Genomic DNA, 23,449 nt, shown 5'->3' on the forward strand with positions numbered 1-23,449 from the left:
GATTATGGGAGCTAGCCTGCAGCTTGTTTATTCACCCCAGAGGACGCGGAGAGCGCCGAGGTTCCGCAGAGACAATACGGGCATCACCGCCATGGAAGGCGTGTCTCTGTGGCAACTCTGTGCAGCCCTCCGTGAAGCACGCAGTGCCATCTGTGTTTAAAATAGCCGCACCTCCCTCGGCGAAACTCAGCGCTCCTCTGTGTCTCAGCGGTTGACCTCCTTCGCGCTGCGGCGATGCCTACTATTCCCTCGCCTATGCCATCCTCTCAAGTCGCGCAGCGACGCCCCCCCTTTAGATTGCGCAGCAACCCCTACCGCCGCGCGGCAGCCCCGGAATGCTCCAAAATAAAATCATCCACCACCCGCTTCCATTGCTCGCGGCTAGCTTCCTCCACGTACATCATATGCCCCGCCTCGAAGTACTCGATCTCGATATTATCGCGGATACTGGGATCCAGGTTGAGGTGATTGACCGTGTGCTCGATACCGTAGAAGGGGGTGGCGGCGTCGTAGTAGCCCTGCAGGATCAGTACGTCGAGGTTCGGGTTGGAAGACATGGCGGCGGCCAGATCGGCGGCGGTGCTGACGGCGGCCTGGGTGCCCCAGCCCATGTTGCCGGCGTGGGTCCAGTCCCACTTGAAGCCCTCGCGGCCGCCGGTGCTGCTGGTGTAGGTCATCGACTTATCGGCCCCCAGCTCCCGGTAGAGGTAGTCGCGGAAGGCAGTCATGTAGGCGCCCTGGACGGCTTCACTGAAGGGGTCGCCACGGTCGGGTTCCTGTCCCATCGGATCCTGGTTGATGGCGGTAAAACGGGCATCGAGCCGGCCGGTGGTGGCGGGCGTGGTCAGGTTGAGTTGCTGGAAGAATTCGCCGTCGGTGAGGCGGAGATTAGCCTTGAGCCAGATGTCGCTGCCGATGCCGGTGTACCGTTCCAGCTTGGTCGCGATGTCCTGCTTTTCGCCCGGAGAAAGGCGGTCGCCCCGGAGAAGGGCCGGTGCGTATTCGTCTTCGGTGAAGGTGCGTACCTCCTCCATGAAATCTTCGATGTTATCCGGCCGGTCGGCGATGGTTTCGTGGAACCACCCGGCCGCGGCGTAGGTCGGCAGGAAAACGACGTAGCTCTGGTCGTGCCCCGCCCCGAAGAAGAGGTCGTGGATATCCAGGGTGGCGGAAACCATGATCACCCCGTTCATGGGTATCCCCTGCTCCTGGAGGTGCTTCACCAGTCCGGCGTTTCGGAAGGTGCCATAGCTCTCGCCCAGCAAAAACTTGGGGGCGTTCATGCGGTCGTGCTCGATCAGGAATTGCTGAATGAACAGCCCGATACTGCGGATATCCTGGTCGGTACCCCAGAAATCTTTCCATTCCGCCTCACCCACGGGTTCGCTGAAGCCTACCCCCACCGGGTCGATCATGACCAGGTCGGCTACTTCGAGCAGGGAGTAATCGTTGTTCACCAGCTCGAACGGTGGGGTGGTATTGAAGAGCAGGTCTTCCGTAGCGATGCGCTTGGGCCCCAGAATGCCGATGTGCAGCCAGAAGGAAGCCGAAAGCGGCCCGCCGTTATAGGCAAAGACAATCGGGCGAAGCTTTCCGGCTTCTTGTCCCTCGGCGAGGTAGGAGGTATATCCGAAATTGGCGATGGGCTTATCGTTTTCGTCCCGCAGGCGGAGGGTGCCGGTGGTGGCTTCGAGGTCTACTATGGTTCCGCCGAAGGTCACGGTTTGCTCGGAGGGGAAGGTGCGGGCGGGTGCATCCGTCGTATCGGCTTGGGCGCTACCCCGTCCACTAATAAACAGGCAAAGCAAAAGGGTAGCGTAGCGAATTGACATAGGGCAGGTTTGCTGGCCGTACACTTTAGCCAGATGGCTATCAGGTGGGTACGAATTAAGAGTTCTTCAAAGTAAGGTAATTGCCATGGCTTGCCCAAGTGGTTTTTGCGGCGGGGCGCTGGAAAGGGGCTGACTTGGATAAAGAGATGCCATTGGGCTAACGACTGGCTCTGGATAAGTGGACTTTACATTCGTGGGATTAGTCCTTCCAGGCGGGATTGACTCAGCGTAGCGTCTCGGCCCGGAGGGCGCTCGACCCCGGAGGTTCACGAGGGTGCTACATTCCAAGGTCAAGCCCTTCTAGGTCGAGGGGTGCTTGTAGTATCTCGGCCCTGGCAGGTTATCGTACCAATAACCGCTCCGTAGATAGCACACCGTCCCGGCCAAGTAGACTGACCAAATACATCCCCGCCCGCAGGTCACCAACGGGAATGCGGTCGGGCACTGCCTCGTCGATCGCGATCTCCCGGACCAGCCGGCCGGTCACGCCGCGGATCTCGATCCGTCCCACCTCCTCCGGAATACCGGCGAGTCGTACGTAATCATCCGTTGGATTCGGGAAGAGGCGGTACGCCGCCAGGCCCGACCCGGTTACAAATACCGTATTGCTGAAGCTGGCGGTACCGTCGAAGTCCGTCTGCCGGATGCGGTAGTAGCCATCGGTGGCCAGCGCGGGTAGCTCGGTGCGGTAGATGACTTCGGCGGACCCGTTTTCGATGTAGGCTATGTCTTGTACTGGCTCGAAGGTGGTGCCCTCCTTCCGTTCGAGGGTGTAGCCGGCTACGTCCCGCTGGTCAGCTACGCCGAAGGTGAATTCGGTCTGAGAACCAATTTGTCGAAAATGGAGCGGTTTCGTCCATACCACGGGTAAAGCACCTTCCAGTACGGTAAATGTTTTCCCGCCCGGAATAAGCGGTGTATACAGCCCACTCCCTTGGTTCTGATCGATAAAAATGGTAGCCTCTCCCGCCCGGATGGGTTCCACCGTAATTCGCTTTACACCTGGTATGAGGTCTATCTGCTCATTATTTTCGTCCAATAGCAACGTCGACGTACCGTTTTCGATTCGTACTCGACCCGGAGCCCCCTCACCTTCAAACTGCAGCGTGACCCGCAGATTCACCTCAAATTCCACTTCGATTCCCGGAAGTATTTCTACCAGGATACGCTCAGGTAAATCAACGCATCGAACCACATTCTGCCGTTCGGTAAATTCATCGGTTGCCAAAAAGAACACCAAGAATTCATCCCACGTCTCCGCCGGACTACATACCTGTGCGCGTAGCGTAGAAAAGAGTGCGGGCAGGCATAGCGCTACTAGAACGCAGATAAGTCGGTGCATATCAATAGTGTCTAAATCGCCAAAAAAACAAAGGCGGGGGCAATAGTCCCCCCGGAAGATAAGCCGCTCACCAACCAAATACCATCGTAACCGACGTTAAAGTATGCTCTTAAGCAATAAGCACCCGGCAGCGCCTAAGCGCTACGGGGTGCGATAATTGGGTGTCAAATAAGTTTCCGGAGCGAAGTAGACGCTTACTTTTTCCGGGGTGTATCGGGCGCGCCCGGCTCCCAAATAAGCCGGACGAACGAGCTGAACCGCTCGTTCTCTCGACTCACCGGAATACCCGCTACGATGCCCACCATCAGATTATCCGCGATACCGAGGCGCATTTGCGGACGTAACGTCATATCGAAGTCGCCGTGGTCGAGTGTCTTGTTAAACTCGATGCCGATGAAATTGCGGGTGCCCGGTACCATGTAGTGCAGGTTGCTGTTGATGTCGTAGGTCGTGTGCCAATCGTTGGTGCGGTAGTGCTGCTGAACCTGTGGACCGGTGTATACCAACGTATGCCAGTTGCTTCCCCATCGTTTGGCCACGACCAGGAAGGGGTTGTAGACGTTTCCGGTGATGAGGGGCTTTCCGAAGTCGGCAAAACTTCCCAGCTCGAATTCGTTGATGTAGCCGATAGCCATGGAAGTGGCCATGCGATCGTTGACGAAGAAGGACCACTGGGTCGCCACCTTGATGCTCTCCAGCCGGTTGGAGGGGACCGCCTCGTCATCGGTGCCGTTTACCGGCGAATAGAAGGTGAAGGGGAGTTCCACTTCCAATCCCAGCCGGTTGATCGGCGCCCACTCGTACTCAATGAGGGCCTCGTAGGTGTCGAAGTCCTGATTGTCGGTCAGCCCGAAGCCGAGGTTCCACTCCCGTTCCCCCTTGCGGGCACCGAGGTCGCGGATGAGGTCGATGTACAGGGGCTCGGCGTGGAGCACTTTGGCGGGTAATTCAGCCTCCACCTCCTCCAGGTACAGGCTGTCCTGTACGGCGTTATCGGTTTGGGCGGAGGAATGGAGGGATAGCGTCAGTACGAGGACTGACGTCAGCATTAACTTGAAATTCATGTTGATTTGTTTGAGGTACGAAAGGATCCGCCGACCGGGCGCGGTCGGAACGGCTAGGGGTCATTGACCACTAAGGGCGTGCAAAAACAAATCAGGTTCGGGGGGGTGGGGCGTCGATGCGGTGATGGCCGGCCGCCCAACGGTCCGTATAGGGAGGGTAAGCGGTACGGCGGGCACGGGGCACCGGGGTATGCAACACAACCGCCAAAGCCGTGGGCAGGGTGGCATCCACGCTTACGGTCAGCTTAGTGAGGATTTCGTCGGAGTCATCATCGTCGTATTCCGCGAAAGCATCTTCGTAGCCCAATAACTTCTCAATGGCGAATTCCAACAGGCTTTCTTGCTCGTTGTGGCTCAGGTCTTCCGGTAAGTGGCGGCCAGCCGGATCCGGTGCATCCACGCTCAGGTTGAGCAGGAAAGCGGCCATCGCTCCCCAAAGGAAGCTGCGGTAGGGGCTATGGCGGATACGGTGAATCATGGACCGGGGTCAGCCGGTAAAATGCGCCGGTTGGGGGTTGGGTTCGATGCGGGGTCACTTTCTTCCCGCGGCGGCATGGGAGCGGGCCACTATAAATCGGGCGCCGCAGCGCAGGAACCGAGCCAGGTTCCGGCGCGGAAACGGATCAGTATTCCAATCCCCTTGGCTACCCGCGCCCCGGCGCCAAACATCCCCCTATTCGCTCCGTTGCGCCAGTATGCAATTCCTTCGCAAGCTGCTGTATTATTTGGTGATCGGGGTGGGTACGGTGGTCACGCTGCTCAGCCTGCTGTCATTAATTTACGACGTCTCCTACTGGTACACCAAGGTGGTTGATTTTCCGCGGGTGCAGTACCTGATCGTTGGGGCGATCAGCCTGCTACTCTTCCTCCTGCTGAACCGCCGGTGGAATGTGCCTACGGTGGCCTTTATCCTCGGTCTGCTGGCGACGATCACCATCCAGGCCTTCGCCGTGCTACCATACCTCATCGGGCCGAAGCAGGTACCCGACGCGAAGGTCGGGGACGTTACCCCGGACAATACCGCCAGCCTCATGCTAGCCAACGTGCTGGTGACCAACCGGCAAGCGGACGCCTTGCTGGAGATCGTGCAGGCCCGCGATCCGGACCTGCTGCTCGTCATGGAAAACGACCAATGGTGGGCCGAACGGCTCGCCCCCCTCCGCGAGCGCTATCCCCATACGATCGAATACCCCGCCGGCAACGGCTACGGGATGTCGCTCTACTCGAAACTGGCCCTGGCCGACGAGCGGACGCTGTTCTTCAATCAGGACAGCGTGCCGGCATTCCGCGTACGCGTCACCTTGCCGGATGGCAGTCCCTTTATCCTCTACGCCATGCACCCCGTGGCGCCGGTTCCCAGCAAGCAGTATCCGGATAACCAGGGAGAAAAGGAGGTCGCCTTCGAAAAACTGGCCGACCGACTGGCCAATGACAGCCTGCCCGTGATGGTGGCCGGCGACTTTAACGACGTCACCTGGTCACGCACCGCCCGGCTGTTCCAGCACCGGAGCCAGCTGAACAACGTACGGCTGGGGCGGGGGCTGTACAACACCTTCGATGCTACTTCCTGTTGCATGCGTTGGCCGCTGGATCATTACTTCGTGAGCCCCGGTTTCGCGTTGGTGGAGTTGGCGCGCTTGCCCGCCTTCGGCTCCGACCATTTTCCCATGTACGCCCGCTTTACGCTGACCGAGTAGGGATCTTCCCCCGCCTAAGAATGGGTGGGTAGCGGATTTTCGCCGTCGTCGGATTCCTGGTCGTCGCTTTTGTCATCCTTTGACTTCTCGCCGATCACGGAAAATCCCCCGTCGGATTCGAGAATGATCAAGTCGATGTCGCTCAGGTCGTGGTGGCCGTGCGCCCGGGCGATCGCGTACAATTCGCGTTTGGTGAGTCGGGCGCCGTGGATGGCTTCGGGAAGAATTTCGCCCTTACGTACCAAGAGTACCGGCTCGGAGCGGACCATTTTGGCAAAGCTTTTCGAACGGACGGAAAAGTAGGCCAGCAAAAACTGCAGTACGCATAGGAGGCTGATGGCCAGGATCCCCTCCACGAGGGCCACCCCCTCGGACAGCAGCATGGACGCAAAGACGGAACCGAAAGCAACCGACACGGCCAGGTCGAAGGCATTCAACTTCGACAGGGTGCGGTTACCGGAAATGCGCAGGGCCAAAACCATAAAGGCATAGCCGACCGTACCTACGATGAGCGTACGCACCAGCCCGGCCCAGTCCTGGTAGATCATTTCCGAAAAATCCATACGTATCCCTGTTTTGTGGGGATTAACGTCAAGGAATGGCCGTTGTTCCGTACTTCCCCCTTCCTACCGCTGCCGGGAGAGCTCTACGGTTTCGCGGCTGCTGCCTGAACGCCGGGGGCGGAAGAACGCGGGGCAACGCAAAGCAGGTACGGTGGCAAACCCGGGTCGGATTAACACCGCACTTCCGGGGTGGTTACCGGGTTACCCCTATAACCCTGACTTTCAAGTATCTCCTTACCCATTGTTCACTACCCCGTTCTTCGCATTCCCCCGCTAAATCATGAATATCGGCAGCAACCTTACATCTGAAACCTACCGATCCGTATTCATGGCAGGCCCCATGCCCTGCCTTCTGGTGGCCCCGGACCCACCCCGGTTCACGATTCGCCACGTGAACCAGGCTTACGTCCGGGCAACCCACGTTCCTGCGGAGCAACTGATCGGTAAAGGGTACTTTGAATGCTTTACTGAAGAGACCGAGGAAGCCCGTAGCCGCTGTGTCGGGCACCTTAGGAAATCGTTTAGCTATGTCCTGGAACACCAGGACGCGCATGAGCTTCCGGTGCAGAAATGCGACGTCTACCTGCCCCGGGAGCTCGGCGGGGACTACGAGCAGCGGTACTGGAAAATTCATAACGCCCCCATTATCGACACCGACGGCCAGCTCGGTTTCATCCTCCACACCATCGACGACCAAACCGGGCAGGTGCTGGCCGAGAGTGACCGCCGCCACTTCGCCGACGTGGTCAGCGACATGCTGGTGAAGGTGGGCTTCGATGGCTACTTCAAGCACATCAACGCCCGCTGCGAGTCTATCCTGGGCTGGACGCCCGCGGAATTGCAGCAGACACCCTGGATTGATTTCGTCCACCCCGATGACGCCGCCGCTACCCTCGACGTCATGGAATTGGTAAAAAAAGGCAACCCGGTTCACCACTTCGAAAACCGCTACCGCTGCAAGGACGGTAGCTACCGCTGGCTCAACTGGAATACCCTCACCGTACCCGAAGAGGATGCGATTTACTGCGTGGCGGGCGACATCACCCAACCCCGCCGCTTGCACGCCGTCGCCGAGGGGCAGAAGCACGCCCTGGAGCTTTCGGTGCAGGGTGCTACGCTCCCCTTCATCCTGGAGCGACTCGCCCTGACGATGGAAGCGAACACCGGTAGCGGGGTGCGGGCTTCGATCCTCCTGCTTAGCGAAGATGGCCGGCAACTCTTTACCGGCGCGGCGCCCAGCCTGCCCGCGGCGTACGTTGCGGCCATCGACGGTATGGAGACCGGGGAGGGGCAGGGCTCCTGCGGCACGGCCGCGGCTCTGGCTAGTACGTACATTGCCCGAGACATCGCCACGGACCCCTACTGGGAAAACTTCCGGGAGCTGGCGCTGCGCCACGGCTTACGGGCCTGTTGGTCTATCCCCATCCTCTCGAGTACCGGCGACGTCTTCGGAACCTTCGCCCTCTACTACGCCCAGCCAAGGCGACCCTCGGCGAGCGAGCGGCAGCTGGTGGACATTCTCTCCCGGACGGCGGGCGTCGTCATCGAACGGGAGCGAAACCAAAAGATCCGGGTGAGGACGGAACGACAGATGATCAAGGCACGCAACGAAGCCCAGGCGGCCAACCTCGCCAAATCCGAATTCCTCGCCAACATGAGCCACGAGATCCGCACGCCGATGAACGTGGTGGTTGGCATCTCCAACATCCTGAGCCAGCACGAGCAACTGAGTGAAGAGCAGTCCGACCTGGTCCATACCCTGCAGCATTCCGCCGCAAGCCTCCTGGATCTCATCAACGACCTGCTGGACATTTCCACGATTGAAGCCCACGGCATCGAGCTGGATCGGGTAGCCTTTCGGATGGAGCAGTTGCTGGAAGACGTAGCCGATATGATGCGCCCGCGGGCCGAGGAGAAGGGGCTGACCTTCACGGTCAGCGGCCAGGACGCTCTCGACGGTCGCTTCATCGGCGATCCGGCCCGGCTGCGGCAGGTGCTCCTGAACCTCTGCAGCAACGCCGTGAAGTTTACCGATCGGGGCAAGGTCGAGCTATTCGTATCCCGCCAACCCGGAGAGCAATCCGGTACGGCTCTGGTTTCTATCGGGGTCACGGACACCGGAATCGGTATCCGCAAGAATAAGCACGCCGCTATCTTCCAGAAATTCACCCAGGCAGACAGCAGCATCAGCCGAAAGTTCGGGGGCACCGGGCTGGGGCTTTCCATCACCCAGCGCCTGGTTGGGATTATGGAGGGCACCATCAGCGTGAAGAGCAAATTCGGGGAGGGATCCACCTTCACCGTCACCGTTCCGCTCACCGTCGACAACCGAAAGGCGTCTTCGCCGATGGCCGAAGCACCGGCGGCGGAGCGGCGGGGTAAAGCTTCTGGAGGAAACGTCCTCCTGGTCGAGGATTTCGAGCCCAACGCCATCATTACCTCCCGTTACCTGCGTGTATTCGGTTACCCCTACGAGATCGTTACCAACGGGTTGCAGGCGGTGGAAAAGGTCAGAACGAATGCCCACCGGGTCGTGCTGATGGACATCCAGATGCCGGAGCTGGACGGCTACGAGGCTACCCGACGCATTCGTGCCCACGAGCGTGCCAATGGGCTCCGCCGGATACCCATCATCGCCATGACCGCTAACGCCCTGTCCGGCGATCGTGACCACTGCCTGGAAGCGGGGATGGACGACTACCTGGCCAAACCCTTCAGTTCGGCGGAGCTCAGGGAAAAATTGGGGAAATACCTCGGCGAGCCGGACAACTAGTGCGCTGGCCTGACGGGCTCCCTACCGGTCGGGGAATCCGGTTTGCGCCCGGGATCGACATACCAAACAACCGATAAGCGGTAACGAAGTCGGTAACGGATGCATCAACGGGCAGCATGCTCACTCCCCCCGCCATGGCCGATCCCAAGCCGCACCCCCTTACTGTACTGCTCTGCCTGCTCTGCTTTCCCCTGCTCTACCTACTGGGGTGTTGTTTCCGGTACTGGTGGGGGTGACCGCATGGGCTTTTCTCCGCCGGAAACGAATTTCTTCCCCCTTAGCCACAGTCATCCGCTCTCCTATTCAGCCAAAATCCGTCTTTCAGGGATGGCCTGACGGAGCAGTAGCCCTATGTGCCTGGTTCGTCCCCGAATAGGAGGAACTACAGCCTGGAATTATAGGTTATATTTGTTGCCCTCTACGACCTATGCATCCGCCTGTCGGATTACAACACGGGTGGATGGGCAAGCGCCGCTTTCATGAAAAAGACCCCCTCTGGTCCGATGATTCCCTTCGAGTCCATTTTCATGGCTGCCCCGAGTCCCTTCCTCATACTGAAGCCGGACCCACCGCGATTTACGATCGTTACCGCTAACGATGCCTACGCGGAAACTACCGGTAAGTCCCGGGAATACCTGACCGGCCGGGGACTATTCGATGCCTTTCCCGCTAACCCCGCCGACGGCGAAGCCAACGGACAGGAACGACTGACCGCCTCCCTGAATCACGTACTCCGGTACCGAAAGGTCCACGAGATGCCGTGGCACAAGTACGACCTCCCGCAGGACGGGGGCCTCTTCGAGGAACGGTACTGGAAACCCATCAATCAACCCATTTTAGACGAGCACGGAGCGGTCAGCTACATCATCCACCGGGTAGAGGACGTGACCGAAAAAGTCCGCGCCGAACGCGACCGCGATCGTTTTTTCGGTCTGGCTACCGACATGCTCGTGAAAATGGATTTCGACGGCTGCTTCCTGGAAGTGAACGCCGCCAGCGAGGCCATCCTGGGTTGGCAGCCCCACGAATTGCTCGGTCAGTCGTGGGCACAGTTCATTCATCCGGAGGATCTGGAGGAAACCCGGGAGCAGTTCCAGCGCGCCGTTAGCGGAGAACCCTGCTTCCAGTACGAGAACCGGTACCGGTGCAAGGACGGAAATTTCTCCTGGCTGAGCTGGAAGACCCTTACCGAACTCGAGGAGAAGGTGATCTACTGTGCCGTTTCCGACGTTACCCAGCCCCGCCGGCTCCAGGCCGTCACCGAAGGGCAGAAACGCGCCCTGGAGATGTCGGTGCACGGCGATCCCCTGCCCCGTATTCTGGATCTGCTGCTGCGTACGATGGAAGAAAATTCGAGCCGAGGCGTAAGGGCGTCGACCATGTTGTTGAACCCGGACGGGAAGTCGCTATTTTCCGGTGCCGGTCCTAGCCTTCCACCGGAATACCTGGAAGCCTGCAACGGCATCCCCGTAGTCCCCTACGCGGGTTCCTGCGGTTCGGCTGCCTCGTCGGGGGAAGCCTATTCCGCCGACGATATCGCCACCGACCCCGCCTGGGAGCATGGCCGGGAAGTAGCCCTGCGCCACGGGCTCCGGGCGTGTTGGTCGACCCCCATCTTCAGCACGGCGGGCAAGGTGCTGGGCACCTTCGCCCTCTACTTCGACCAGCCTAGGCATCCCCCCCCGCAAAAGATCCAGCTGGCGGAGATCATTTCCCGCACCGCCGGCATCGTCATCGAGCGCCAGCAAAACGCGGCGGCCAAACTGCTGGTGCAGCAGCAGCTCATTCAGGCCCGCAACGACGCCGAAGCGGCCAACGTCGCGAAGTCCGAGTTCCTGGCGAATATGAGCCACGAGATCCGCACCCCGATGAACGTGGTGATCGGCATCTCCAACATCCTCAGCACCCAGGAAACGCTTACCCCCTCGCAGGCGGAACTGGTCAGCACCCTGCAAACCTCCGCCGACAGCCTCCTGGCCCTCATCGACGATCTGCTCGATCTGTCCAAGATCGAGGCAAGGCAAGTCGAGCTCGAGCGGGTTCCCTTCAGCATCGGCCGGCTTCTGGCGGAAATCGTCGACATGATGACCATCCGCTCCCAGCAGAAAGGCCTGAAGTTCTTCTCCTTCGGCCACGATAACTGCGAGGATATCGTGGTCGGCGACCCCACCCGGCTGCGGCAGGTCATCCTGAACCTCTGCAGCAACGCCCTCAAATTTACCGACCGGGGGCAAGTGGCCATTCACCTCAGCTGCGAACCTTCCGAACGGGAGAATATTCAGGACGTCACGATCGCCGTGACCGACACCGGTATCGGCATCGAAGCCAGTAAGATGCAGACCATCTTCCAGAAGTTCACCCAGGCGGACAGCAGCATCACCCGTAAATTCGGCGGCACCGGCCTGGGCCTTTCCATCACCAAGAAGCTGGTCGAGGCCATGGACGGCCGCATCTCCGTGGAAAGCACCCCGGGCCAGGGTTCCACCTTTACCCTGCACGTACCCCTCTCCCTCGATACCTCCGGCCTCCAAAAGGTAGCTTTGGCCGATTCGCCCCCCCCGGTGCGGGCCATCTATACCGGCGACCGCAAACGCGTGCTGCTAGTCGAAGACTTCGAACCCAACGCCCTCATCGCCGGACGGTACCTGCGCGTCTTCGGCTACACCTACGACGTGGCCGTTAACGGCCGGGAGGCCGTCGACCGGGCCAAATCGGGCGACTACTTCGCCATCCTCATGGACGTGCAGATGCCCGAAGTCAACGGCTACCTGGCTACCAAAATGATCCGGGAGCACGAACGGGCCACCGGGACGCCCCGCACCCCCATCATCGCCATGACCGCCCACGCCATGGCCGGCGACCGCGAGCGCTGCCTGGAGTCGGATATGGACGACTACCTCTCCAAACCCTTCCGGGCCGAGGAGTTGATGGAAAAGCTGGCGGCGGTGGCCTCCGCTTCCTGAATCAGGGGGCGGCGGGGCGCGGGTGCAGGAGAATCTGCCGAAATTCCCGCGCGCCGGCGCCCTACTTGCCCGCTTCCGCTCTCAGTATGCCGGGATAAAGAATCCCCTGCGCGTCGGTAAAGGAGAAGCCGAGGATCTCCGCGATCACCGGGGCGATATCCGTAAGGTTCATTTGCTTCAGTACCGTACGCTCCTCTGCCTTGCCGCCGTAGGCGATAAAGCCGGTGTGAATATTCGCGTGTTCGGGGAAGAAACCGTGGGTACCGCCGCTTCCGGCTCCCAGTAAGGGGCCGTCAACGCGGGAAGACAGGCTGATCCCCTCTTCGGGGGCAATGGCCAGCACCGCATGGGGGTCGGCGCCGACGGTAGCCAGTTCGTCCCGCTCCACAATGCGGAAAAGCTGTTGCTGGCTCTCCGGCAATTCGCTCAGGAGCTGCCGTACCCGGTCTACGGATTCCGTGTCTTCGGGATCGTTCAGGTGCAGGAATGCAGCCGCGCCCGAGGTGTGGAATTTAGCCGTCCACGCCGCGCCTTCTTCGCCGATCAGGTCGTTTTCTTTCAGCAGCACGTTGGGGGCCAGGGTGGAATGGATGTCCACGAAGCCGTGATCGCCGGTGATGATGAAGGTGGTGGTCTCTAATTTCCCCAGCCGTTCCACCGTTTCCAGGATCTGACCGATCGCCGCATCCACGGCACTGACCGCCCGCTTCGGCATATAGCCTTCCCGGCCGTCGGTATGCTGAAAGTGGTCGACGGAGATCAGGTGGACCGCCAGCAGATCCGGATTGTAGGTTTCATAAATGTAGGAAGCCGCCGCCGCGAACCGTTGCTCCCGCGCGAAGTAGCCGTCGTTTCCGAAGTTGGTGCTCGTGATCTTACCGGTAGCGTGGGTTTCGATCTCCTCCAGGAAGCCTGCGGGGGTGGCGTTGGTCCGGATGGGCGCCAGCCGCTCCTCGTTTTCATCCAGCGACCAAACTTCCGGGATATTGTAGTCGATGGGCGCGCCCACGGTTACGGGCCAGGAGATGGCCGCGGAGGTCAGCCCCGCTTCCCGGTTCAGGGAAAACAGCGTCGGCGTTTGGATGCTGTCGTATTCCCAGTACCACCTGCCGGTCGCGCCGTCCGGTTCGAAGGGGGCGTTGTAATAGATGCCGTGCTCCGCGGGGGTGGCTCCGCTGATGATGGTGGTGTGGGAAGGGTAGGTGACCGACGGAAATACCCCCTTCACGGCCTGGGCGTGGGCGCCATTTTCCGCCATGTGCTGCAGAATGGGAGCCGGCCAGGCTTCGTCCAGGTAGAAATCCGGCCGGAAACCGTCGATCGATATCAGGATCACCTGTTGCTGTTGCGCGATGGCCGTGCCGCAGAGGAGGGCTACGGCGAGGGTGAGGAGGGTTTTCAGCGGAAGTTTCATACGTTCTTTTTTTGGGGATTATCTGATGGGCATTCCAAGATCAACTTACCGATCGCCACGCCCGAAGGTGATGCTCAGAGGGAGGTGGTCGCTCAGCACCCTTCTTTTTTCGGGTGCCAGTAAGTCGGGTACTTCCGCGGAACCGGGCTGGTATTCCTTCTGCATATTGCCGTTAACCAGGACATAATCCAGTCTCCGGGACGGATCGTCAGCCGGATGCGTAAGCAGGTCCGCGGGCAAGGGATCGTAGAAGGTCTCCCCTTCAGACTCCCCCGCTTTCAGGGTTTCAATCTCCCTGCTGCCCAGTGTACTGTTCAGGTCGCCGGCGATCAGCAGGTTCTGAGAAGCATTCGCGTTGAGAAAGCGGGTGAATTGTTGCTTCAGAAAGTTGATCTGCCCCAGGCGCATGGCTTCGTTGCGCTCGCCGCGCCCCGCCTTCAGGTGGAGGCCCGTCAGGATGAATTGGTAGTCTTCCGCCGGAAATACTTCCACCGACCACATCCGCGTATTGATGTTATTCTGGGTTTCCGTGAGCCCCTCCTCGTTGGTATAATCGACTACCGGGGTGGTCACGTTGCCGTAGGCGTAGAGGATGCCCAGCGGAAATTTGCTCATCACCACCACGTTCATGTACCAGTTATCGCTGGGCGCGCTGGCAAAGAACGCGTAGTCCATTCCAGCCAGCTGCTCCGCCGCGAATTGCCGCAGGTATTTCGTACTCTCGAATTCCTGCAGCACCACGATATCGGCGTCCGCCTTTCTCAGCGCCTCCGCCAGATAGGCCACCCGGGTGCCCATATCCGCGTTCGGCTTGTCCTCCCGCTCGTTATCGATGTAGGGGTCGTCGAGGCCGTCGACGAAATGCTCGACGTTCCACGACAGTACCTCGAAGGTCGCCTGGTCCGGATAGGCGTAGCCGGCCGGGGTGACCTGGACTTCGGCGCTAGTCTCCGGCCGTGGCGCGACCGTAGCGGCCTGCGCGCCGGCGCCCGGAGCGGACACGCACCCTTGCAGTACGCAGACCATGCCGCCAACGACCAGCCAGGCAATTCTCGAACGCTGTTGCTTACCCATTTCCATCCGCCGCTGCCTTACGCTCATCATTGTCATTCCTTAAACTGAGGGGCGAAAGTAGCCAGGTCAAGGATGGCAGCGACCGATCTCCGGCCGCGCGGGGGATAGTTAACCCAAACTTAAAACCCGATTAATGTGGCTACCGACAACGAAAAGGGCGGGAACATCCTCGGATGCCCCCGCCCTCGCTGCCTGACGCGGCAGTCGGTCACCGGTCCGCCGGCGCGCTTACTCCATCAAGTCCTTAAAAGCGGAGCCAAAGATCAGGTAAGCCGTATTGCCCCCGATCGTGCCCTCGTTTTGTCCCCACAGAAAGGGCCAGTCGTCGTAGTTCTCGAAGTGGTCGGGCTGGCGGAAGAGCAGGCCCGGGGCTACGTTGCCGGGAATGAAGGAGAAGTCGGCCCGGTTGTTGCCGTAGAAGACCTCCTTCGGCCGGGTGGCGCCCAGGGTGGCTACCAGGGAGTAGTTGTGGTAGGGGTGGTTGCCGTACAGCCAGTCCGTGACCTTGAAGACGTGATCCGCGCTGATGATGTCGGGGAAGTGCTTGTTCGCGAAGGCAATGGTGGTCCCGAAGTTCACGATCTGTCCGGAGCCCGCCCAGTTGCCCAGGCCGATGGGTACGCCGTACGGATTGTCGCTTTCCAGCCCGTCGATGTATTCCTTGTACTTCACTACGTAGGGCCGCAGCTTTTCCTTATAGGCTTCATCCATTTTCGGGATGGCGTGCAGGGCCGTCAGGATATTCCAGCTGACCCCCTGGTCGAGAGCCGGCCACAACAGCTCCTGGAACTTGTCGGCGTACTGCTGCTCCCCGGTCGTGATGTAGAGCTGGAGGTTGGTGGATACGTCCGCTGCCCCCCAGCGCCGGCGGGAGTCATCTTCGGGCTGGTTAGCGAGTAATTCGGTGGCCTCGGCCAGCAACCGCTTGGATTGCGTCAAAGCCCGTTCCGACAGCTCGTCGTTGTAGCCCTTCAGTGCCCGGCTGGCCGCGGCGAAGGTGGTGGCCGCCCGCAGGTCGCGGCGCGCGCTGCGGCTGGTGAAGGCCCACATATCGTCCTTCACCCCGCTCGACTTACCGTCCGCGGCGACCTCGTAGGGGCCGAGTTCCGGATTGTAGGGGAGCCCGTCGGTAATCGAGGCGGCGTCGCCCAGGTGGTGGTAGTTATCGAGCACGGAATTCGTCAGCGTCAGGGCCATGTGGCCGAGGATCTCCGCCTGGGCCACCAGTTGCAGGGTGCCGTGTTCGAGGTACTGGAGCACGTCGGGGCTACCGTCCGGGCGGTGGAGGTCAACGTAGCGTTGCTCCTGGTCGACGAAGGTCTGGTCGCGTTGGGGCTGGAAGTATTCCCAGGTCTGGGCGAAGTTCTCCACCACGCCAAGGTTCGCGCCCGTTTCGATGTCGAAGTCACCGGCGTCGAAGAAGCCGCCCACGTTCAGTCCGGGGATTAATTCTAACGCCTCGTACTCCGTATCGGTGGTTGGTCCCTGGGCGTGAATGTCGAAGTGATCGGTATTCGGCGGGGCCTGGAGGTAACCTTCCTTGAAGGGTTCCCCGTGCCATACCCGGTAGCCCTCGTTGACGAACATGTGGTTCATGTGAATGGGGATCCAGACATCGCTGGTGGCGTCGGTGATCGCGTCGTAGACGTCCTCGCCGATGAGGAAGTTATTCGTTTGGTGGTCGCCGTACCTGATGTAGTAGACCCCGGGCTCGGTGACCGCAGAGAAGTCGAACTTCACGTAGTTGTACTTATAGTAATCGCCCCAGGCTTCGATGCCGCCGGTGAAGGCTTTGGTTTCGGTGCCGTCTACGCCGATCTTATACAGGGAGGCTTCGGCGAGGGGCTCGCTGTTCGGGTCCAGCTCGATGACGGAGACTTTCGGTTGGGTAGGGAGGTAGCCCACCTGGGAGAGGCCGATGTTCGGCTCCCGCTCCCAGCCGTCGATGGCGTGGGGCTCCACGAGCCAGCTCAGCACCTTACCGGTCTGGCCCGCGGGTAGTGCGCTGCGCACCACGAACCAGCCGTTCTGGGCCAGGATGCGGCCGTCGAAGAGCATCAGATCGGCGTCCTCGGACGTGATCTTCACCAGCCGTTCGGGATCGTCGGGGGCCATGATGATCGTCCGGCCGGTTTCCAGGGGAAGCGGTTCGACGAAGGAGCCGCTGCCGCGGTCGTCGTGCGTCACGTAGCCCTTGAATTGCTTGAGCTTCTCGCTGTTGGGCCGGGTGCGGGTATCGCCGACCACGTAGCGGGGGAAGCGGTTGAGGCGGCCGTCCATCGTATAGACTTTATTCCAGTACTGGGAGGGCAGGAATTCCAGGTTAAATCCGGCGTCCCCCTCCAGTTCGGCGGGCAGGGCTTCGTCGAGGTACACGGCGATCTCTACTCCCTTCCCCCGCGGGGTGACCACTACCCGCGATTCGAAGTCGAAATCGTCGTAGCGCAGGGTGGCCGAAATGGTATTCTCCACGGAGTCTACCGTGCGGGTAGGAATGTTAGGCACCAGGTCCCACTGCTCCGGCGTGTTGGATAGGCGGACGGCCCCCCCCTGGGCGGTGCGGACGCCGTGGTGAATGATCTCGATGCCGGCGTTCTTCTCGTCGTTGAAGCCCCCGGTGAATTCATTACTGTAGACCAGGACGTTCACGCCCTGGGTTTCGAAGTAATCCAGGTCGTTAAGCATTAAATCCTGCGCACCGATGCCCAAAATGGGGAGCAAGAACAGGGTGAGGGTCGAAAGTGTCCATTTCATAGCTGATCGATTGGTTTTGGCGTAACTGCCGGGGGTGGCCCAAGGTACACGTTTTGCGCAATCGTTTGCGTGGGATGGAGTGGGGGATTTGGTCTGCTTGCCGCGCCCTGGGTTACGTCACAAGGAGGCAACGATCAACCTCCGCGGGTAACCTAAGCCACACATGAAGCGCAGCAAGCTGAATAGATGGCGTCCATTACGGAATGATGCTGTATAGTAGACTATGCGCTTAAAAGCTTACTCCCAATGGCGGCAGTATTCCTCCTAAGTTCCTATGCACTTCTCAAGAAACTCGTGGTGATCTACCTGGCGTGTTTTGTGACGGCTAACTTACTGTGCTACATCGATTACGAAACCGTATCGCTGGCTCGCGCCTGGAAGAACAGCGAAAGCAGACAGGAGATTTTCCTTCTGGCGGCCATGTTAGCGGTTGTATATTTAGTAGTTGGGGTCAGCCTGACCAAGCTAATAGCGATTTATTACAACCACCGGTAATAGCGTCCAACTAAATGGACGTATTCGGAATCTCTTGGTGGATGGCCTATTCAATACTTGTCACAAAATGGAAGGTGCCACGTAACTAGTCCAAACCGAATGAGCAAGCACGTTACGATAAGGCTGGTTTTTCAGCTGCTGCTCATCAGTTTGCTAAGCTGCCAGGGCGATGACGAAAACCAGCGCCTATTAGGGCACTGGCATGTCTTCCCAATTAGCCCGAAGCCGGCATTTGAAGCATACTCGACCATTGATGTGCTCAACGATTCCGTTGCGGTCTTTGACCGTGGGGTGTTGGATAAAGACGAAGGTTTTTGGGGAACAATCGATCCAGCCGAGAGCCAGATGCGATTCGGAGGGGAATGCCTTATACTAGACTTCCATTTCGAAGTTATTGAAGACACGACCCTGTTGCTAAGTCACATGCAATATGACAGTAGTGACACTTGGTCATTCAAAGCGGTTAGGTGTTCGGAAGCGTGTTGCTCCCCGGAACAGGATTATTTCAAGCACAGCAAAGTCCTGGTTTCCTTACCTAGAGAAAAGCAATCCGTCGGCGCATACGCATACGATCAATTTCCCCATTCCTTATTGCGCATCGCATATGTAGGTAGATTAAACCAGCCCCTGGCAGAGGTTTACGGGCGAACGGATAATGCGCTACTGCTGGGGGACAAAATCTCCCCGATTTCAGACCTAAAAGAATGGAAAAGCAAGCATCTAATAAAGCTACCTGAACAGGCCAGGGATCGAACGCACACCGCGATACTATGTGATACCAGCACAAAAGTCAGCACGATCCAACCCATCCTGGAAGAACTCCAGCGGCTCGGTGAGCAGCGGGTTTGGTTTGGGATCAACTCCTCTATAGACTCGTTTTCCATACAGTGGCTACCGGTTGTGCTATCGGAAGAGCTTGATTCGACTATAATCCAGTATTTAAAGTGATTCCGGACCCCACACCGCATGCAACCCAGCTAACCCCAACCCGTCAGTTACCGTTGCAGCTGTCTACGAGTCACCAGCCGCGTCCTTCGAGGGTCGATTGCCATCCTCGGTTACTGCCTGCAAAATCGTAGCCGTGCAGATTCCCGTACTTACAAATCCCGGCGGCTATGGGAACCGCACCCGCAGTAAACCAGCAGTACGGCAGTCCAGCCTGGCGGATCAGCCAAAAGAGGTGTCGGCCAAACTCCGCCAGATCGGACCCGCAAACGCGTAAAGCGCCCGTATAATCTTCCGACACCCCCGCCCGCCGCAGGTATCGTAGAGCCTCTTGCACTTTTGCACGATCACTATCCTGGCTGAGCCAGGGGATGGGGTAGTCCAGGATAAAGTCCAGCGGTGCATCCAGCAGTTCCGCCAGGGTAGTCCCGATCTCCCGCATGCCGCGCATTATCGGTGTCCGGCCACTCGTACACCCAATCATAAGCGTCACGGAGAAGCGGACCAGTGAAATTGTCCTTTTGCTGCTGGTACGCTGCCTGTTCCCGCCGGTTGATCTTGTCTATTTCCTCCTGTCCGAACCAGCGGAACTTATCGGATGCATGATCGTAGTACTCCCCCGGCACCGACATATACGGGTCCAGGTCGGGGTCGAACCATCGTTGCCACGTGGCTACACAGGTGGCGAGGGCGCGGTTTTGGAGGGCTTGTTTTCTGGGGAGTGAGTAGATCACGGTCAATCTGCTTTGAATCGCGACAACCCGAAGTACACCCGGGTCACCGTATCATTGTGCTTGATCAGATAGGCGATCCGAAGTCCTATGATGGCCGCAGCCGCGCCCATCAGTATTCGGAGCCACTCGGTTCCCAGACCGGCGACCAATAGAATGATGGCTATGTGTTCCCGGAAGGCTTCCCCGTTTTCCAATTGCTGGGCGGTGAGGTATCCCCAGCCCAGTAGCAGTCCTAGGCCAACGAAAGCGAGAAGGGGCTTGCGGATCACCTTCAGCACGGAATCCTTTTCGCGGGTAACCTTTACCGCTTCAGCCCGCTCGGATAGGAACGATACAATACGTTCCGCTTGCTCCGGGCTACTGGCGTCGTAGTGGAGCTGGCTATCCTTCTGGTAGTGGACGGTAATCCTGGCTTCATTTGCTTTGGACTCTACGGTGCGGATGTACGAAAAGGGAACGATCTTTTTCTTCGGACCGGGAGGGAGGGCGGAATCACCCGTTGAGATCTGACCAGGCTGATGCGGGTTAACGGTGAATGTTCCGATCTCCTTTCCGGCAGCGTAGAAGTACTCCCGCTTTTCTCCCGGTTGGGAGATTAGCCATTTTTCAACGTCTTTCTGGATCATGTTTGGAGATACTAGGTGCGTGTGTCCAATTGGGCAGGTCGGTTTTAAAATTTGTAGCCTGTGACGATCACAATAAGCCTTTGTGTAACAGATTTTGATTAATCCACGCATGAATTATACACTAAACACGCATGCATCTCGACAAGTCTTTGTCCATTACTAACCACCATATAGAGCAACGTAATTCACGCCAGCGCTTTCTATACACTTCAGGTCAATTAATAGAGCTTGCAAATCCTTTACAAGACTATCAGCACCTATACCTAAGTTTGATTTTGCAAAGTAGTCACCCCATGGATAGTCCCATCCGGGAGGGGGAACCACACGGTCTGATATATCTTGCTCCGTTGCTAGCTTATCTAGCAAGTTCCGCGTAACCTTGCGGAATTCGGCCACCGTTGTCCATCCTTCGTTGTTCGTGTCGTAGGTCTGGTGCCACAATTCCTCGGCCTCTTCCATTTTACGTTCGATCGCAGCCATCTGGTTTAGGTCCTGCTTCTCTTCGGCCAGGTAAAGTTGATATTCCAGTTCGCCCGTGTCAAGCGAGTAATTACCAGGAAATTTTTGGTACACGGAAAGGTCGATTTGCAATAGGCTTTCGACTTGTTTCAATTCACAACCTTCAAAATCTCTCGACTGAAACATCGCGAAATCCCTCGAAAGGAAGCCGCCGTCGGCTTCTTCGTGGCAACGAAAGATTTCATAGTCGACATCTTCGTCCCTCGTTTTGGCCACAAGTTGGACACTGTATCCCATGGTGTGCTACTGCTGATGTAGATTAAACGGGTGGGTACAAAGCTTATTCTATATTTAAAATACGACTAGCGTGGCAAGCTGTCCACGTAAGACTAGTATCTATTCCCGCCTGTGCAATAAAAGTACGGCCTGCTGTCCGGCTGCAAATACATGTGCTAATTCAAATTAAGCGCAATAGAAGGATTCACACCAACTTAATCAATACTTAAAATCCTTTGACTCCCACCATTAAAAACGATCTCCTCCCCCACCCCACGGTTCAGCAACTCCTGTCCGATCGGCGATGCGGCGGATATACAATAGAACACCTCACCGTCCAGCTTCACCTTGCCCAGTCCGACGGCCAGATAGTACCGCCCGCGGGTCGTGACGACCAGGCTACCCTTGCGCACACGGTCGCTCCCCGGCCCCGGCTCCATTTCATCCAGTTCCTGCATCGTTTCCATGGCCTGCTGCAACTGGTGATTGGCCTGCACCTCCTCGCGGTGCAGCATGGCCCGCCCGGTTTCGTACTTATCCCCGACACTGCTCTTCGTTTCGCTTTCCCGCGACGCATCAATGCCCGCCAGGATATTCCGGACCGTGGCGATCCGCCGCTCGACGTCCGCCAGGCAGGCTTGGTGGAGTTGCTGTTTTATGTGGGTGGGGTCTTTCACGTCGAAAGTGGCAGCTGCTAATGAGTATGGGGTAGGCGGGGGAAGCTTTTGCACTATTCTAAGGGGTAAGGTAATAGAACCAGTTCAACAGCGGTGCGAGCATCGCCCTACCACGCTCTCCACTCCTCCGTAATATCTTCGTCGCTTGCATTAAAGCCCTTAAGGTGGGCAGCGAGAATGATAATTTCCGCAATATCTTCCCGCTGATCAGTCTCTATCAACTCATCCTCGCATTTTTCATTCAAGTCGTTCAGCGATAAAACCGTCCTTTTGACCAAATTCATCGCCTGCTCTCTCGATTCTGCCTGCTCAATTTCGTCAAGGTATACCGTAATCAACTGCATACAGTTAACTACATCACTTCGGTCGTATGCGGGTTGGGCGGCTTTGATGTAGTCAATCATTCCCCGTTCTAACCTGGCTTGTATTTCCTTGATTTCCGGATTTTTCATGGTCTTCTTTATTCTTGGTATGGTACACTTACTTTTCCGCTGACAGGAAGTATGCCTGCAACTTATTCGTTGAAGGTATTCCTATTTGCCAATCAGTTTAGAGTCCTATCGACTTGCTTGTCAAAGTCCGAGACTTCCCCTAAACTCGGCAGAACGACCGGCAACCTATCGGTGCGGTATCCCTTGTCCTGGGCTCAATATGAGGCCGCGACCTGATATCATCCGGACCGTACGCTCTATTTTCCTTTGGACATCAATTCCGTCAAGCCCTGTGGGGAAATGACCTGAATGGAACCGTTCTCTTCGACGACTAAAATTCTAGTGAATTTCCCGTGGTAGTACCAAAAGAAATCCGTAGAAACCGGTTGGGGGTGTTGGTAGTACGATTGCTGTACAATGGGCTGCATCATCTGAATGAAGAGGACAAAGTCTACGGGCTTGTCCGGAAATACCTTGCAAATATCGACTATGCCCTTATTAGGAATGGCCACCACGGAACCCCATTCACCAACGAATTCCGGGGTATTGGTTTGAAGATCCAGGGCTAAACTGGCGCCGTAATCTTCATTCTCAATAAAATGGACTTCGATCTGCTGTTTATCATCACCTACTGTCTCCGAAGCGGTGATAAACGCTTGCTTATTCACATTTTGCTGAGCTATGGCGAATACTTCGTCGGTACCCTTGTTCCACAGATCAAAATGCTCTTTCTGCATAGGCTTGAAAACTGATGGCAGGTCCAACATTAACACCGACCAGGTTCCATTCAAGTGCTTTTCCACGATCATATTATCGGCTCCACCATTCTGTTCCACATATGCTTCCGGGTATACGCGTATGCTTAAATAGTCCTTTATCGCCGCAAAGTTGGTTGGATCGAGGTCCTCTTGCTGGTGGATCGATTCGACCATTCTGGAAAAATGATCCTCGATCACTGCTGGCCAATCGCGCTTGCTTAACGGAGCGCACTTCAACATAAGGTTATGAAGATTGGCCACTGAAAAGGCCTGTCCTTCCTTGAGCTGTACTACGCCTTTGCTGATAGAGGCAATTTCATAGCTCCGAGCAATTACGCTTCTGGATTCGTTAACCAAAAATTTATAGTCCTTCTTGGACATCAGTTCCTCGTACCCTTCTGGAACGGAATAGTCAATGGTCTGCGCGGATAGGCTAATCGTGGACAGTATCAGTAAAATAGCCAGGAGATTATTCATTGGGAGGTATTGTCTAACAAATATCATTACCGGTCGTACCGGAGAGGAGTGGGCGGTTGAGGCTTTACCCTGAGAATGGATGTCGGTCCTTAGCT

19 protein-coding genes are annotated in these 23,449 nt (G+C 57.8%); 5 read left to right on the forward strand and 14 right to left on the reverse strand.

The window, feature by feature from the left end; all coding sequences use genetic code 11:
- Positions 1-311 precede the first annotated feature (311 nt).
- From CLV84_RS00425 to CLV84_RS00440, 4 genes are all read right to left on the reverse strand, one after another.
- Positions 312-1,832 (reverse strand): S10 family peptidase, encoded by a 1,521-nt coding sequence (locus CLV84_RS00425; protein WP_104417770.1) that lies wholly within the window; start codon positions 1,830-1,832, stop codon positions 312-314.
- 340 nt (positions 1,833-2,172) lie between these two features.
- Complete coding sequence (locus CLV84_RS00430) at positions 2,173-3,174, reverse strand: T9SS type A sorting domain-containing protein (protein ID WP_146088658.1); 1,002 nt, start codon at positions 3,172-3,174, stop codon at positions 2,173-2,175.
- 194 nt (positions 3,175-3,368) lie between these two features.
- A complete protein-coding gene (locus tag CLV84_RS00435) occupies positions 3,369-4,238 on the reverse strand; it encodes an HAEPLYID family protein (RefSeq protein WP_104417772.1) in 870 nt (289 codons plus the stop codon).
- 91 nt (positions 4,239-4,329) lie between these two features.
- Complete coding sequence (locus CLV84_RS00440) at positions 4,330-4,716, reverse strand: hypothetical protein (protein ID WP_146088659.1); 387 nt, start codon at positions 4,714-4,716, stop codon at positions 4,330-4,332.
- 217 nt (positions 4,717-4,933) lie between these two features.
- Between CLV84_RS00440 and CLV84_RS00445 the strand changes: the two genes are divergently transcribed.
- A complete protein-coding gene (locus CLV84_RS00445) occupies positions 4,934-5,935 on the forward strand; it encodes an endonuclease/exonuclease/phosphatase family protein (RefSeq protein ID WP_104417774.1) in 1,002 nt (333 codons plus the stop codon).
- 14 nt (positions 5,936-5,949) lie between these two features.
- On the opposite strand, the gene CLV84_RS00450 is transcribed toward CLV84_RS00445, so the two are convergent.
- Positions 5,950-6,498 (reverse strand): DUF421 domain-containing protein, encoded by a 549-nt coding sequence (locus CLV84_RS00450; RefSeq protein WP_104417775.1) that lies wholly within the window; start codon positions 6,496-6,498, stop codon positions 5,950-5,952.
- A 328-nt stretch (positions 6,499-6,826) separates the two neighbouring features.
- Between CLV84_RS00450 and CLV84_RS00455 the strand changes: the two genes are divergently transcribed.
- Both CLV84_RS00455 and CLV84_RS00460 read left to right on the forward strand, forming a co-directional pair.
- The gene (locus CLV84_RS00455; protein ID WP_170067508.1) at positions 6,827-9,271 is read left to right on the forward strand and encodes a PAS domain-containing hybrid sensor histidine kinase/response regulator; all 2,445 of its coding nucleotides are present in this window, start codon (positions 6,827-6,829) and stop codon (positions 9,269-9,271) included.
- 479 nt (positions 9,272-9,750) lie between these two features.
- Entirely contained in the window at positions 9,751-12,234 is a 2,484-nt protein-coding gene (locus CLV84_RS00460) for a PAS domain-containing hybrid sensor histidine kinase/response regulator (RefSeq protein ID WP_104417777.1), read from the forward strand.
- Positions 12,235-12,295: 61 nt separating this feature from the next.
- Here the strand turns inward: CLV84_RS00460 and CLV84_RS00465 are convergent, their stop codons facing one another.
- The 3 genes from CLV84_RS00465 to CLV84_RS00475 form a co-directional block, all read right to left on the reverse strand.
- Positions 12,296-13,648, reverse strand: coding sequence for an alkaline phosphatase family protein (locus CLV84_RS00465; protein WP_104417778.1), 1,353 nt, complete (start codon positions 13,646-13,648; stop codon positions 12,296-12,298).
- Positions 13,649-13,693: 45 nt separating this feature from the next.
- Positions 13,694-14,752, reverse strand: a complete 1,059-nt coding sequence (locus CLV84_RS00470) for an endonuclease/exonuclease/phosphatase family protein (protein WP_211295111.1) — start codon at positions 14,750-14,752, stop codon at positions 13,694-13,696.
- 198 nt (positions 14,753-14,950) lie between these two features.
- On the reverse strand, positions 14,951-17,476 hold the full coding sequence (locus CLV84_RS00475; RefSeq protein WP_104417779.1) for a cellulase N-terminal Ig-like domain-containing protein: 2,526 nt from the start codon (positions 17,474-17,476) through the stop codon (positions 14,951-14,953).
- A gap of 246 nt (positions 17,477-17,722) precedes the next feature.
- On the opposite strand from CLV84_RS00475, the gene CLV84_RS00480 reads away from it, so the two are divergent.
- Positions 17,723-17,971, forward strand: coding sequence for a hypothetical protein (locus CLV84_RS00480; RefSeq protein WP_104417780.1), 249 nt, complete (start codon positions 17,723-17,725; stop codon positions 17,969-17,971).
- Between the two features lie 99 nt (positions 17,972-18,070).
- Positions 18,071-18,919, forward strand: coding sequence for a hypothetical protein (locus CLV84_RS00485; RefSeq protein WP_104417781.1), 849 nt, complete (start codon positions 18,071-18,073; stop codon positions 18,917-18,919).
- Between the two features lie 347 nt (positions 18,920-19,266).
- Here CLV84_RS00485 and CLV84_RS21410 read toward each other — a convergent pair whose 3' ends face one another.
- From CLV84_RS21410 to CLV84_RS00515, 6 genes are all read right to left on the reverse strand, one after another.
- The gene (locus CLV84_RS21410; RefSeq protein ID WP_146088660.1) at positions 19,267-19,650 is read right to left on the reverse strand and encodes a hypothetical protein; all 384 of its coding nucleotides are present in this window, start codon (positions 19,648-19,650) and stop codon (positions 19,267-19,269) included.
- Positions 19,651-19,652: 2 nt separating this feature from the next.
- The gene (locus CLV84_RS00495; RefSeq protein WP_104417783.1) at positions 19,653-20,276 is read right to left on the reverse strand and encodes a hypothetical protein; all 624 of its coding nucleotides are present in this window, start codon (positions 20,274-20,276) and stop codon (positions 19,653-19,655) included.
- A gap of 159 nt (positions 20,277-20,435) precedes the next feature.
- On the reverse strand, positions 20,436-21,011 hold the full coding sequence (locus CLV84_RS00500) for a hypothetical protein (protein ID WP_146088661.1): 576 nt from the start codon (positions 21,009-21,011) through the stop codon (positions 20,436-20,438).
- A 215-nt stretch (positions 21,012-21,226) separates the two neighbouring features.
- Complete coding sequence (locus tag CLV84_RS00505) at positions 21,227-21,688, reverse strand: 3-oxoacyl-ACP synthase (protein ID WP_146088662.1); 462 nt, start codon at positions 21,686-21,688, stop codon at positions 21,227-21,229.
- A gap of 107 nt (positions 21,689-21,795) precedes the next feature.
- Positions 21,796-22,140, reverse strand: coding sequence for a hypothetical protein (locus CLV84_RS00510; protein WP_104417786.1), 345 nt, complete (start codon positions 22,138-22,140; stop codon positions 21,796-21,798).
- Positions 22,141-22,376: 236 nt separating this feature from the next.
- A complete protein-coding gene (locus tag CLV84_RS00515) occupies positions 22,377-23,354 on the reverse strand; it encodes a hypothetical protein (RefSeq protein WP_104417787.1) in 978 nt (325 codons plus the stop codon).
- Between the last annotated feature and the right edge of the window lie 95 nt (positions 23,355-23,449).

This window comes from Neolewinella xylanilytica (assembly GCF_002934605.1).
Taxonomy (GTDB): Bacteria; Bacteroidota; Bacteroidia; order Chitinophagales; family Saprospiraceae; genus Neolewinella; species Neolewinella xylanilytica.

Bases quoted from the DNA above. Each gene is read 5' to 3' on its own strand.
- CLV84_RS00425 (WP_104417770.1), bottom strand. From the start codon at position 1,832: ATGTCAATTCGCTACGCTACCCTTTTGCTTTGCCTGTTTATTAGTGGA.
- CLV84_RS00430 (WP_146088658.1), bottom strand. From the start codon at position 3,174: ATGCACCGACTTATCTGCGTTCTAGTAGCGCTATGCCTGCCCGCACTC.
- CLV84_RS00435 (WP_104417772.1), bottom strand. From the start codon at position 4,238: ATGAATTTCAAGTTAATGCTGACGTCAGTCCTCGTACTGACGCTATCC.
- CLV84_RS00440 (WP_146088659.1), bottom strand. From the start codon at position 4,716: ATGATTCACCGTATCCGCCATAGCCCCTACCGCAGCTTCCTTTGGGGA.
- CLV84_RS00445 (WP_104417774.1), top strand. From the start codon at position 4,934: ATGCAATTCCTTCGCAAGCTGCTGTATTATTTGGTGATCGGGGTGGGT.
- CLV84_RS00450 (WP_104417775.1), bottom strand. From the start codon at position 6,498: ATGGATTTTTCGGAAATGATCTACCAGGACTGGGCCGGGCTGGTGCGT.
- CLV84_RS00455 (WP_170067508.1), top strand. From the start codon at position 6,827: ATGGCAGGCCCCATGCCCTGCCTTCTGGTGGCCCCGGACCCACCCCGG.
- CLV84_RS00460 (WP_104417777.1), top strand. From the start codon at position 9,751: ATGAAAAAGACCCCCTCTGGTCCGATGATTCCCTTCGAGTCCATTTTC.
- CLV84_RS00465 (WP_104417778.1), bottom strand. From the start codon at position 13,648: ATGAAACTTCCGCTGAAAACCCTCCTCACCCTCGCCGTAGCCCTCCTC.
- CLV84_RS00470 (WP_211295111.1), bottom strand. From the start codon at position 14,752: ATGATGAGCGTAAGGCAGCGGCGGATGGAAATGGGTAAGCAACAGCGT.
- CLV84_RS00475 (WP_104417779.1), bottom strand. From the start codon at position 17,476: ATGAAATGGACACTTTCGACCCTCACCCTGTTCTTGCTCCCCATTTTG.
- CLV84_RS00480 (WP_104417780.1), top strand. From the start codon at position 17,723: ATGGCGGCAGTATTCCTCCTAAGTTCCTATGCACTTCTCAAGAAACTC.
- CLV84_RS00485 (WP_104417781.1), top strand. From the start codon at position 18,071: ATGAGCAAGCACGTTACGATAAGGCTGGTTTTTCAGCTGCTGCTCATC.
- CLV84_RS00495 (WP_104417783.1), bottom strand. From the start codon at position 20,276: ATGATCCAGAAAGACGTTGAAAAATGGCTAATCTCCCAACCGGGAGAA.
- CLV84_RS00510 (WP_104417786.1), bottom strand. From the start codon at position 22,140: ATGAAAAATCCGGAAATCAAGGAAATACAAGCCAGGTTAGAACGGGGA.
- CLV84_RS00515 (WP_104417787.1), bottom strand. From the start codon at position 23,354: ATGAATAATCTCCTGGCTATTTTACTGATACTGTCCACGATTAGCCTA.